This window comes from Polaromonas sp. (genome assembly GCF_018780625.1).
Classification (GTDB): Bacteria; Pseudomonadota; Gammaproteobacteria; order Burkholderiales; family Burkholderiaceae_C; genus Polaromonas.
In genome coordinates this window covers 1-12,522 of sequence record NZ_JADMJK010000137.1, presented here as the reverse complement: position 1 = coordinate 12,522, position 12,522 = coordinate 1, and the positions used below count along the sequence as shown (strand labels likewise).

10 protein-coding genes and 1 riboswitch are annotated in these 12,522 nt (G+C 64.6%); of the genes, 4 read left to right on the top strand and 6 right to left on the bottom strand.

What is annotated here, in order from left to right:
• From IV091_RS12145 to IV091_RS12130, 4 genes are all read left to right on the top strand, one after another.
• Nucleotides 1-731, top strand: a 731-nt coding sequence (locus IV091_RS12145; RefSeq protein ID WP_293469053.1) for a substrate-binding domain-containing protein, incomplete at its 5' end; no start/stop codon positions are given.
• 91 nt (nt 732-822) lie between these two features.
• A riboswitch (glycine riboswitch) is annotated at nt 823-914 on the top strand.
• A gap of 215 nt (nt 915-1,129) precedes the next feature.
• Nucleotides 1,130-2,431 (top strand): D-amino acid dehydrogenase, encoded by a 1,302-nt coding sequence (locus IV091_RS12140; protein WP_293469051.1) that lies wholly within the window; start codon nt 1,130-1,132, stop codon nt 2,429-2,431.
• Nucleotides 2,432-2,661: 230 nt separating this feature from the next.
• Nucleotides 2,662-3,543: an NUDIX hydrolase gene (locus tag IV091_RS12135; protein WP_293469049.1), complete on the top strand. Its 882-nt coding sequence runs from the start codon at nt 2,662-2,664 to the stop codon at nt 3,541-3,543.
• A gap of 48 nt (nt 3,544-3,591) precedes the next feature.
• Nucleotides 3,592-4,515, top strand: a complete 924-nt coding sequence (locus IV091_RS12130) for an alpha/beta fold hydrolase (RefSeq protein WP_293469047.1) — start codon at nt 3,592-3,594, stop codon at nt 4,513-4,515.
• Here IV091_RS12130 and IV091_RS12125 read toward each other — a convergent pair.
• The 6 genes from IV091_RS12125 to gcvP form a co-directional block, all read right to left on the bottom strand.
• Nucleotides 4,502-4,924, bottom strand: coding sequence for an FKBP-type peptidyl-prolyl cis-trans isomerase (locus IV091_RS12125; protein ID WP_293469045.1), 423 nt, complete (start codon nt 4,922-4,924; stop codon nt 4,502-4,504). The two genes, IV091_RS12130 and IV091_RS12125, sit on opposite strands and share 14 nt — an antisense overlap.
• Before the next feature lie 391 nt (nt 4,925-5,315).
• Nucleotides 5,316-6,083 carry a DUF2894 domain-containing protein gene (locus IV091_RS12120; RefSeq protein ID WP_293469043.1) on the bottom strand — a complete coding sequence of 256 codons (768 nt, stop codon included), beginning with the start codon at nt 6,081-6,083 and terminating at the stop codon, nt 5,316-5,318.
• Nucleotides 6,080-6,730 carry an OmpA family protein gene (locus IV091_RS12115; protein WP_293469041.1) on the bottom strand — a complete coding sequence of 217 codons (651 nt, stop codon included), beginning with the start codon at nt 6,728-6,730 and terminating at the stop codon, nt 6,080-6,082. The genes IV091_RS12120 and IV091_RS12115 overlap by 4 nt, the downstream gene beginning before the upstream one ends.
• A complete protein-coding gene (locus tag IV091_RS12110) occupies nt 6,727-8,898 on the bottom strand; it encodes a DUF802 domain-containing protein (RefSeq protein WP_293469039.1) in 2,172 nt (723 codons plus the stop codon). Before IV091_RS12110 ends, IV091_RS12115 begins: the two co-directional genes overlap by 4 nt.
• Nucleotides 8,895-9,851, bottom strand: a complete 957-nt coding sequence (locus IV091_RS12105) for a DUF3348 domain-containing protein (RefSeq protein ID WP_293469037.1) — start codon at nt 9,849-9,851, stop codon at nt 8,895-8,897. The genes IV091_RS12110 and IV091_RS12105 overlap by 4 nt, the downstream gene beginning before the upstream one ends.
• 41 nt (nt 9,852-9,892) lie before the next feature.
• On the bottom strand, nt 9,893-12,522 hold a 2,630-nt coding region (gene gcvP, locus IV091_RS12100; RefSeq protein WP_293469035.1), incomplete at its 5' end, for an aminomethyl-transferring glycine dehydrogenase.

Genomic DNA, 12,522 nt, shown 5'->3' with positions numbered 1-12,522 from the left:
CGCCGCTGGGCCAGGCCGTGGCGGTGCGCGCCCGGCGCATGGTGTTCGAGGCGGCGGAGCTGCGCCGCAGTGCCGAGTTGCTCAAACAAGGCGACCTGGGCGCCATCCGCATCGGCCTGGGTTCGGGCCCGGGCGTGATGCTGATGACACCGTTTTTGATTCACATGGCCCAGCACCACCCGGGCGTGCACGTCAGCGTGTCGCCCGGCGCAACCGAGTTGCAGTTGATGCAGTTGCGCCAGCGCACGCTGGACGCACTGGTCATTGACGTTCGCCGCATCGCGCCAGCACCCGACCTGGCCATCGAGAACCTGACCGAGCTGCGCGCCGGCTTTGTCTGCCGCAGCGGCCATCCCTTGCTACAGGCCGGCAGGCCGGTGTCTTTTGAGGACATTCTGCGCTACCCGCTGGCCTCGTCGCCACTGAGCGCTGAAGTTGCATTGATGCTGGTCAACCTCTTTGGGCCGCGCGCTGATCCGCAGCAAGCCGTGAGCCTGCGCTGCGACGACATCACCAGCCTGATCGAGGCGGTCAAGGCCTCGGACGCGATCTACCTTGGCATCCTGGCGGCGGCCCGCACCGGCATGGAGGCGGGACAACTCGCCGAACTGGTGACTGCCCAACGGCTGACCAGCGGCGCGCGCTTTGCGTTCATCACGCTGGCCGGGCGCACTGAAGCGCCATCGATGGGGTTGTTTCGCCAGTTTGTGGCCGAGCGGCTGCGTGACTGAGGCGTTGATGCTGGCCTGGCGGCCGGTTGACTTTTCCCGTGATCGGACGCTTGTCGTTTCCTGTCCGGCACCTGGGCAATATGCTAGAGTCTGGCTTCACTCAAGAGAGCGCTGATGCCCCGCAACAGCCGCCGAAGGCGCAATCTCCCATGATCGCTCAGGCCCCCGTATTGAATGAAACACGCCGAATCTGGAGAGAGTGGCCGCGCAATGCGGTCACCACCGAAGGAGCAAAACCGCAGAACACCGAGGGTGTGGCGGTTGAATCTCTCAGGTACCAAGGACAGTGGGAGCGGCACCCGGTCGGGTGATCGCTTGCGCCTTGAAATGCTATCTATTTCATAGCTTAGTGCGACAGTCCCGAGCGGGATTGCGACCTTTTTTCCTTGAGAAATAGCATGAAAATTACCGTTTTAGGCGCCGGCGTCACCGGCATCACGTCCGCCTGGTTTTTGCGTCAAGCCGGCCACGAAGTCACCGTGGTGGATCGCCAGCCGGGTGCTGGCCTGGAAACCAGCTTTGCCAACGGCGGCCAGATTTCGGTCAGCCATGCCGAACCCTGGGCCAATCCCGGCGCCCCGCTGAAAGTGCTGAAATGGCTGGCCAGGGAAGACGCGCCGCTGCTGTTTCGGTTGCGGCCCGATCTCAACCAGTGGCTCTGGGGTCTGTCGTTCTTGCGCGAATGCACGCCTGCGCGGACGCGCCACAACATCAGGCAGATGGTGAACCTGGGCCTGTACAGCCGCGCAACGCTACAGCAACTGCGCAACCAAACCGGCATGGACTACCAGCAAAAAACCGAAGGAATTTTGCACTTCTACACCAGCGAGCAGGAGTACGCCGACGCGCAGGGCCCGGCCGCCGTGATGCGCGAGTACGGCTGCGAACTGGACATGAAGTCGCCGGACGAATGTGTCGCGATCGAACCGGCACTGGCGGCCAGCCGCGCACAAATCGTCGGCGGCAGCATGACGCCCAGCGACGAATCGGGCGACGCGCACGCCTTCACCCGCCAGCTGGCCGCCCTGTGCGCGACCCAGGGCGTGGAGTTTCTGTACAACACCCGCATCGTGGGCGCGCGCAAGGAAGGCGACGCACTCAAGGCCATACAGATTGCCAACGCCGATGGCGTGGTGCGCGAACTCAAGTCTGACGCTTACCTGATGTGTCTGGGCTCCTACAGCGCGCAATGGGCCAAGTTGCTGGGCCAGACGCTTCGGATCTACCCGGCCAAGGGTTATTCGGTCACGCTGCCGGTCATCAACGAAGCCGCGTCTTACAACGTCTCGCTCACCGATGACGAGTACAAACTGGTGTTCTCACGCTTTGGCGACCGCCTGCGCATTGCCGGCACGGCCGAACTAAACGGCTACAGCACCGAACTGAACCTGGTGCGCTGCGAGGCGATTGTGCGGCGCGTGCGCCAGCTCTTTCCCGACATGACCGACGGCCAGAACGCGCAGTACTGGACCGGCCTGCGCCCTGCCACGCCGTCCAACGTGCCTTACATCGGCCGCTCCAAAACCAGCAACCTGTTCCTCAACACCGGCCATGGCACGCTGGGCTGGACGCACTCCTGCGGCTCGGCAGCCGCGATTGCCGACATCGTGAGCGGGCGCGCGCCGCAAGTGGATTTTGCCTTCACCGGCCCGGTGCCCGAGTACAAGCTGCTATCGCTGGGCAAGCCTGCGACGACTTGAAGAGGGTGAAACTCAATTTTCCGATGGGCCACACCAGAGGAAAATTGGTTCTGCCGTGACAACCTACTCTGCCTCAATGGCGTTACGCCGCTGTTGGCCGCCGACCTCAAGCGCCTGAGCCCCGCGTACCTTCAGACCGGGGGCGACTGATTCCGTGCCGCTGCTTCTGCTTCTGGTAGCCTCTGCAGTCCGGCCGCATCGACTGTGCGGCATTCTTCTGAAAGCACCGCATGGAACTGAACCTGGAAATTGTCACCACCCCCGTGCGCCCGGCCGCCACGGTGGTCATGCTGCGCGATGCGCCGGCCGGGCTGGAGGTGTTTCTGATGAAGCGCCACAGCCTGTCCGACGTGCTGGGCGGCGCCTACGTCTTTCCGGGCGGCAAGGTCGATGCGCTTGACGACGAACTGGACATGGCGGCCCATCTGGACCAGCCGCTGCAGGTGTTGCATGCCGGCCTGAACGAGGCCGACATCAGCGAACGCACGGCCGGCGGGCTGTACGTGGCGGCCTTGCGCGAAGCGTTTGAAGAGTCGGGCGTGCTGTTTGCGCAGGGCGCCGGCAGCCCGGACATCGACGCTGCGCGGGCGGCCGCGCTGCTGCGCGAAGGCCACGGTTTCAACGCGGTGCTGGCGCAGATGGGCCTGCGCCTGCAAACCCGCAGCATCGTGCCCTGGTCGCGCTGGATCACGCCTACGGCCCCTTCGGTGACCAACAAGCGTTTTGACACCCGGTTTTTTGTGTCGGTCGTGCCCGCCGGACAGGTGGCGATTCACGACGACCACGAAACTACTGAAAGCATCTGGCTTGAGCCCCGCACGGCGCTGCAGCAGTACTGGGACGGCCAGATCGCGCTGGCACCGCCGCAGATCATGAGCCTGGCGCACCTCTCGCACCATGCCAGCGTCCAGAGCGTGCTGATGCAGGCGCGCAGTCGCCTGCCGCCGGTGATCCAGCCCGAGCCTTTCGACCAGGACGGCGGCCGGGTGATCTGCTACCCCGGCGATGCGCGCCATTCCGTGCGCGAGCCGGTCATGCCCGGCCCGACGCGGCTGTACTACCGCAACAAACGCTTTGAGCCGCTGGGCGGCTTTGACAGCCTGTTCGCCTGAATGCGCAAGCCGGGCGGCTGTGCTTTTGTGTGAAGGTATAAACACGGGATGACATCTGACACCCCCGTTCACCCCGTTCAATTGCCCCTTGAGGCGCAAGCGCTCCTGAGCACCGCCACGCGCACGGAAACCCCTTGCGGCGCGGGCGCCATGGTCTGGCATATCTGGGGCAAAGACCGCTGCGATCCGTCCCTGGCACCGCTGGTGCTGCTGCATGGCGGCAGCGGCAGCTGGACGCACTGGCTGCGCAGCATTGCCCCGCTGGTGGCCTCTAGCCGCTGCGTCTACATCCCTGACCTGCCGGGCTTTGGCGATTCAGCCGCGCCTGCGCAAGGCACCGATGCCGATGCGCTGCCCGAACCGATCGCCCAGGGGCTGCAAATACTGCTGGGCAGCACAGCCTGCGACCTGGTGGGGTTTTCGTTTGGCGGCATGGTGGCCGGTTTTTTGGCGGCGCAGTTTCCGGCGCGGGTGGCGCGGCTGCTGCTGGTGGGCGCGCCCGGCCTGGGCATCGCGCCTGACACGCCGTTTCACCTGCGGGCCTGGCGCCATTTCAAGGACGCCGAGCAGCGCGATGCCATTCACCGCGGCAACCTGGCCGCGCTGATGCTGCACCACCCGGCGTCCATCACCGAGTTGGCGCTGCGCCTGCATGTGGCCAACGTGCTGCGCGACCGCATGCAGGGGCGCAGCCTGTCGCGCACCGATGTGCTGGCACGCACATTACCGCAACTGCAGTGCCCGTTGCATGCCATCTACGGCCGTGAAGATGCGTTGTTCAGGGGGCAGCTGGCAGCGCTGGAGGCGGCCCTGCGGCAAGCGCCCCATTTCAAGGCTTTCACCTTGATTGAAGACGCCGGGCACTGGGTTCAGTTCGAGCGGGACGACGCCTTTAACGCGGTGCTGCTCGCCACGCTGAATGCCGGTCTACCGGCCAGTCAGGCGGCGACGGCACCAATTATTTCTCGATAGCCAGCAACTCGACCTCGAAGGTCAGCGTGGCGTTGGGCGGTACGGCCGCACCGGCACCGCGGCTGCCGTAGGCCGTGGCAGGCGGGCAGGTCAGCGTGGCCTTGCCGCCGACCTTGATCTTTTGCATGCCTTCGGTCCAGCACGGCACCACGCGGTTCAGCGGAAAGGTGGCCGGTGTGCCGCGGCTGTAGGAGCTGTCAAATTCCTTGCCGTCGGCCAGCGTGCCGCGGTAATGGACCTTCACGCTGTCCGAGGCTTTGGGCTGCGCGCCCGTGCCGTCGACCGTGTGGACGATCTTCACGCCGGAAGGCAGGGTTTCGGCCGGGGCCGCCGCGAAAGCGTTGCAGGCCAGACCCAGCACGGTAGCCAGGGTGGTGCTCAGGGCGACAAGTTTTTTGGTGGTGTTCATGGTGATGAAGGTGAAACAGAAGGGAAGGGCAAGACGTTGTGCGCCAGCGATTGGATCGCTGTATTGGTGGATTATGTCTGCCTGGGCAAGTGCGCTGTAAGCGAATGCCACCGTGTCATGGTCCGTTTGCTTTAATTACACAGTCAGGACCAGGAAGTTGTCAGCCGGGCTGCGGGTTTCGGGCGGGTTTCTGCCGACGCGTGCACAAACCAGTTGCCCAATGCATTCCGCTTGCGCGTCTGCAGTGCAGGGGCCAAAGGTCAACTTTCACCGAAGCCGACATTCAGATTGAAGGTTTGCAATGGAGCGGGATGTACTTCGGAAATGCAGCGAACCCGGACTTATGTCGGCCGCGACAGGCCGCAGGACCCAGGTCACATGCCACGCGCCTTCATTTCTTTTGCCGGCCCGCACGCGCCGGTTTCACCTTCACCGGCGTGGATTTCTGACTCGCCTGTTCGAGCCACAGCAAGGTATCCGCATGCGATAAGAAGCGCTGCAGGTAGTCGGGTGACAGCTTGCGCATCAGCGCAAGGGAACGAAGCACCAGCATGTGCGAATTCAGCGGGCCGGCGTTCAGAGGCCCTCGCCCGACGGCCTGGTCCACCTGGTCTTCGGCAGCCATCCTGGACCAGGTCTGCCTGAAGCGCCGAACGCTCGCCATTTCATAACTGGCTGCCCTGTCGCTGACCAGACTGCACCCAGGATCAAGCCCTGGGCGATGCGCGATGCCGTCCCGCTTCACGTTCTGGATGTACTGGTTCAGCCGGGCCAGCGGCGCGCAGGGGCTGGTGAATGCCGATTGCGCGCCCAGCCGGCGCATGCCCCCGTAATCGCCTGCCGCGAAAAGCTGGTGCAGTTTTCGGGCCAGGTCCGGATGCCGGGCTGACAGGCTTGCCAACTCGTCGCTGGCCGGCTTTTGCGCCTGCCTGAAGCGTTCGCCATAGTCCGCCAGTGCCATGTTGAACTTGCGTTCCAGGATGCGCCGCACCTCGCCTGGCGCCGTGTCCATGCGCTGCGACAGCACCTCCAGGTAATGAAAGCGCGCGGGATCGAGGTGCTGGGCGCCTTCGTCTCGCAAGGACGCATGCCAGGGCGGAAGGGACTGTTCTCCATCCTGCTGCGCATGCGGCATTTCGGCCAGACCCGACGCACTCATGGGGTGGCGGGTTTCACATTGGCGGACTTGGGCACCGGTGCCATTTCCACGCGCCGGTTCAACGCACGCCCCTTTTCATCCGCGTTGGAGGCTACCGGCTGCTCTGCGCCAAAGGCCGCGGCAAAGGCCAGTGACGACGGCATGCCTTCCTCGATCAGGGCACGGGTTACCGTCAGGGCGCGCTGGGCCGACAGCGCCAGGTTGTCCGCAAAGCGCGGGTTGCCTTCCTGGATGGGCTTGTCGTCGGTAAAACCGCTCACCATCAGCAACTCATCGCGCTCACCCAGGTAAACCGTCAACGGGGGCACGAGACTCTTCAGCAGCAAGCGACCGTCGGGACGCAACTGGTCCGAGTTCAGGGGGAACAACACGCTGCCACTGATGCCAATGCGCCCGTTGTTCAGCGTGACCCGGCCCGTTGCCAGCGGAATGGCCAGTGCCTTTTCCAGGGCCATGCGGCGCTGCTCTTCCACCCGGCGCTTTTGCACCTCCGTCTCCAGATTGGCCATCAGGTCCATCTGGACCACCAGCACCCCGACCAGGATCAGCACAAACGCGCCCAGCAAGCCCGACATCAGGTCCCCGAACACGGCCCAGACCGGCGCGGTCTGCTCCATGCCGTCGCCCCTTTCGTCAAGGTCGGTCATCCAGCGACTCCCTCGGACAGCAAGGCTTGCTTGCTGTGGAGCTGGCGCAGATCTTCGACAATGCCCTGCTGCGACGTGATGCTGAGGTCGATGACCTCGCGCGCCTGCCCCACGTAGTAGGCGAGCTGTTCGTCACTTCGCGCCATCGACTGGCGCATGGTGCCTTCCATGCGCTGCAGGCTTTCCATCAGCTTCTCGTTGCTTGCGTTGAAAAGCTGGACGCCATGGTTGAACGATTCGCCCAGGCTGGCCAGCTCGACCGCGCTGCCAACCACCTGCGCCGTCACTTCTGCGGACTGGCCCGCCTGCGCTCCCAGCGTGTCGGCAAACTGCTGGCTGGCCTGGTCCATCACCGCCGCCGCAGAAGCGGCCAGCGACTCGATGGCCGCCTGCTGTTCGCCCGAGGCCTGGTTGATGGTCTGGAGCAGCGCGTTGATCTTGTCCATCACGGCGGTGCGCTCCTCCAGCGCGAGGTTGTCCCGCTCGGTGAGCCGGCTCATTTCCTGCCGCAGTTGCGCCATCATGCCAGCCGCCGCCTGGGGCACCTCGGAGGCCGTTTGCATGAGGCGGGACATGGGCGCTTCCAGCGCGGCGCCCAGTGTGGCCAGATGTGTGGCCATGGCCGCCTGCAGCTCGCCCAGCCGCGCTGCAGCGGCGTTGCCGCGCGTTGCCTCTTCGTCCCTGAGCGCGCCCAGTTCCGCGCGCCATACACTGGCCAGCTGGTCCATGCGGTCGCCGTGCTGCTGTACCCACTGGGCTTCGGCGTCGATACGGGCGCGCGTCAGTTCCTCGGACTGGGCCAGCAGCCGTATCATGTCGCCCAGGGTCTGGCTCGCATGACGGCTGGCGCGCGCGTTAATCTCGCCAGCGGTTTTCTCCAGCGTCTCGCACACAGCCTGTTGCTGGGCCAGGGTCTGTGCCCCGACGCTCTGCCATTCGCTCTGGAGTGTGGCCGCCATCGATTCCAGCGCGTGCGTCCAGGTCGCCAGCCGCTGCCGATCCGCCGAGGCCTGGTCCGATTGCGACCGGGATGCGGCCTCGCTGACGGTGGACAGCAACGTGCTTGCGCGTTGCTCAAACCTGTCCGTGAAGGTGGCCAGTGCCCGGTCCAGTCCCTGAACCTGGTGTTCGCTGGTGCGGGCATGGGTCTGCAGCGCCGTCGTCCAGGTCTCTGACACCGTGCGGGCGGTAGCGCTGAACGCGCTGGCCAGGCCGTTCAACTGCGTCTGCGCGGCGTCGCTCACACGCTCGTGCAGGCGATTCGATTCCTGCGCAATTTCTGTCATTGCCGCCTCGACCACGGGCTTGAGGCTCTCGCCCGCCACCCTGGCGCTGGCTGTCAGGCTGTCTTTCAGGGTCTGCCCGACGGTGTCGGCCAGACCGGTGTAGGCGGCGCCCACCTCACGGTGGAACTGCGCCTGGCTACCCAGCAACTGCTCGTTCAATTGCTGGCTCCGGCGTTCCATTCCTTCCATCATGGCCTGCAACTTGTCGACCACATCGGGCAGGGCGTGCGCCTGCAGCTGCAGCGCCTTGAAGGTTTCCTGGCGCTGGTGGGTGAGCGACAACGGCCGAAAGACGGTGGCAATCAGGGCGTCCAGCTGCCGCGCGACGTCCATTCTCTCGCGGCGGCTGATGGTCGACAGCAGGCCCAGCATGGCTGACGCGGCCACCCCGGCCACCGAGGTCCCAAATGCAAGCCCCAGGCCCTTGATGGGTGCCGCCAGCGCCGAGCGGATGGCATGAAGATCCGTCGAGCCCTCCAGCGCGAACACGGCCCCCTTGAAGGTCACGACCATGCCCAGGAAGGTGCCCAGCATCCCCAGCATCACCAGCAGCCCCACTAGGTACGGTGTCAGCGCGGGGCCCGGCAAGCCAACCCGTTCACCCTCGATACGCAAACGCACGGAATTTTTCAGGGAAGGGTGTACGCCGCCGAGCCAGACGCCGATGTCCGGCAGCGGCTGCGCAATGTCGGCAAGCGCCGCCGTCAGCGAGGCTGTGGCAGCGCGAAACTGCTTGAGTTCAAACGCGCCCAGCAAATAAACCCCGGCGATCACCGCCGTCATGACCAGGGCCATCCAGCTTGAACCGACAAACCCCACGCCGACCCAGGTCACGGTCATCAGACCGATAGCAAAGGCGGCTGCAAAAAAAATCCTGTTCATGACACCTTCTTAACCTCGTTGCTGAATGCTTCAATCAATCCGACGACCGGCTGGAACCGGAGCTCCAGTTCCGCCAGCAAGACCTCTTCCAGTTCCTTGCCAAAGACGTCCTGCCACCCGCCCGGTTGCCGCCACAAGGCCGGGTCGTCCTGCTGCTGCGCAGCGCCCGGCCCGAGCTGGTGGGTTTTGCGCAAGTGCTCGAAACGCCGCTCAAGCAGCACGGACACGGTTGACAGCAGTTTTTTCTCCCGACCACCGAACATCTGCTCCATCACGGTATCGACGCTTGCCAGTTGCCCGAGTTGGGGTGAGACCTTTGTGATGGCTTGGCGGATATGGGCGCGCAAGGTGTCAATCCTCAAGGCCATCTGGCGCTGCTGATCGAGATAACGCCGGTGATACGGTGCATAGCCAGCGTCCGCCTCCGTGGCGGCTTCCGGGGGGCGTACGGGTTTACCCGGTTGTTTTCCGCTGGCAGGGGCGGCGCCGCTTGCCGTGATGGACTTCACCAGGGCCGAACGCACCCGATGGAATTCCTCTTCCAGGGCGAAGGGTCTGGCCAACAACGAATACGATTGTATTTTTTTGTCAACCGTATTGATCGACTGGTGGGCCGCATGGAGTGTGATGGCATCGTAAACGCCAAGCCAACCGCCCAGCCGTTCCGCAACGTCCTGCTTCGAGGTCTCAACATCCACGACGGCCAAATCACTGAGCATGCGAACGAGTCTTGAACTGCTGAAAATCCTGGGCAAATACATTCCTTTGACAGTGAAACATGGGAGCAAGGTCTGTCTGATTCTAAATAAGTAGCCAAAGTCATCGAAAACATGCCCTTGACCGTTTTCCATTGCCCGACAGCGTCCATCCCATGCCTCCACCCTGATTTCAAATAAACAAGCCTCCTGCGCCTTTTGAATCAGGCGCAGGAGGCTAGAAATCCATCGGAACATGAATCCGGCCGGGCCGCAAGCAGCCCGGCGCGGCGGCTTACTCAGGCGTAGTCGCTGACCGGCACGCAGCTGCAAAACAGGTTGCGGTCGCCATAGACATTGTCGACGCGGCCCACCGGCGGCCAGTACTTGCCCTGCTTCAGGCTGGCCAGCGGGAAGGCGCCGGTTTCGCGCGAATACGGGCGGTCCCAGTCGGCGCCCAGCAGGCTGGCAGCGGTGTGCGGGGCGTGCTTGAGCGGGTTGTTGTCTTGCGGCCATTTTCCGGCTTCCACCTGGCGAATCTCGCCCCGGATGGCGATCATGGCGTCGATGAAACGGTCCAGCTCGGCCAGGGTTTCGCTTTCGGTGGGCTCGACCATCAGCGTGCCGGGCACGGGAAAGCTCAGCGTGGGCGCATGAAAGCCGTAGTCCATCAGCCGCTTGGCCACGTCTTCGGCGGTTACGCCGCTGGTTTCCTTGAGCGGGCGCAGGTCCAGGATGCACTCGTGCGCGACATGGCCGTTTTCACTGGCGTAGAGCGTCGGGTAGTGGTCTTTCAGGCGGGCGCTGATGTAGTTGGCGCTCAGGATGGCGATTTCTGTTGCCTGCTTCAGGCCTTCAGGGCCCATCATGCGGCAGTACATCCAGCTGATCGGCAGCACGGCCGCATTGCCCAGCGGCGCGGCCGACACGGCGCCCACGCCGTTGACGGGCAGACCGGCGGTCGCATGGCCGGGCAGAAAGGGTACCAGGTCCGCCACCACGCAGACCGGGCCCACGCCCGGGCCGCCGCCGCCGTGCGGAATGCAGAAGGTCTTGTGCAAATTGAGGTGGCTCACGTCGCCGCCGAATTCGCCCGGCGCGGCCACGCCGACCAGCGCGTTCATGTTGGCGCCGTCCACATAGACGCGGCCGCCGTGCGCATGGACCAACTGGCAGAGTTCCTTGACCTGCGTTTCAAACACGCCGTGGGTGCTCGGATAGGTGATCATCACGCAGGCCAGGTTGGCACTGTGCTGTTCGCACTTGGCTTTCAGGTCGGCCATGTCGACGTTGCCCTGGGCATCGCAGGCGGTGACGACCACGGTCATGCCGACCATTTGCGCGCTGGCCGGGTTGGTGCCGTGGGCTGACGACGGAATCAGGCAGATGTTGCGGTGGCCCTGGCCGTTGGCTTCAAGATAAGCCTTGATGACCAGCAGGCCGGCGTATTCGCCCTGCGAGCCGGCGTTGGGCTGCAGGCTGATGCCGGCGTAGCCCGTGGCCTGGCAGAGCCAGGCGCGCAGCTGTTCGTCGAGCAGCTGGTAGCCCCGCAACTGGTCGGCGGGTGCGAACGGGTGCACGTTCGCGAACTCGGGCCAGGTGATGGGGATCATCTCGCTGGTGGCGTTGAGCTTCATGGTGCAGCTGCCCAGCGGAATCATGCTGCGGTCCAGCGCCAGGTCCTTGTCGCTCAGCATGCGGATGTAGCGCAGCATGCCGGTTTCGGAATGGTGGGTGTTGAACACCGGGTGCGTCAGGAATTCGCTGCTGCGGCGCAGGTCGGCCGGAATCAGCGTCTCTATGCCCTGCTCGAAGCTGCTCACCACGGGCTGCGCCTGGCCGGGCTGGGCAAAAAAGGACCAGAGCGTTTCAATGTCCTTGCGGCTGGTGGTTTCGTCTAGCGACACGCCGAGGTGATTTTTCAGGCGAAACCGCAGGTTGGCCCCCGCCTGACGGGCGCGTTCAGCGATTGAATTGGTAGCGTCGCCGGTCTTGATGGTGACGGAATCAAAAGCGCCCTTGCTGGTGATCTCAAAGCCCAGTTCCTGCAGGCCGTGCACAAAGATGGCGGTGTAGGTGGCCACGCGCTCGGCAATGCGCTTGAGGCCCTGGGGCCCGTGGTAGACCGCGTACATGCTGGCCATCACGGCCGGCAGCACCTGCGCGGTGCAGATGTTGGAGGTGGCTTTTTCGCGGCGGATGTGCTGCTCGCGGGTTTGCAGCGCCAGCCGGTAGGTCGGGTTGCCGTGCACGTCCTTGCTGACGCCCACCAGCCGGCCCGGCAGCGAGCGCTTGAATTCGTCGCGGCAGGCCATGTAGGCGGCGTGCGGCCCGCCATTGCCCATGGGCATGCCAAAGCGCTGCGTGCTGCCCAGCACGATGTCGGCGTCCCATTCGCCGGGGGGCGCGAGCAGCGTCAGCGCCAGCAGGTCGGCGGCCACGCACAGCGCGGCGCCGTCGGCATGCGCCTGGCCGGCCAGCGGCCGCAGGTCATGAATGCTGCCGGTGGTGGCCGGGTATTGCGCCAGCACGCCGAAATAGTTGCCCTCGGCCATCAGCTGGGGCAGGGTGCTTGACGCGGTGCTGACCTTGACTTCGATGCCCAGCGGCCTGGCGCGGGTCTGGATCACTTCGATGGTTTGCGGGTGGCAGTCGCCCGCCACCAGGAAGACATTGCTTTTGCTTTTGACGCTGCGCTTGGCCAGCGTCATGGCTTCGGCGGCGGCGGTGGCTTCGTCGAGCATGGACGCGTTGGCAATCGGCATGCCGGTCAGGTCGCAGACCATGGTCTGGAAGTTGATCAGCGCTTCGAGCCGGCCCTGGGAAATTTCGGCCTGGTAGGGCGTGTAGGCGGTGTACCAGGCGGGGTTTTCAAGCACGTTGCGCAGAATCACGCCCGGCGTGTAGGTGCCGTAATAGCCCTGGCCGA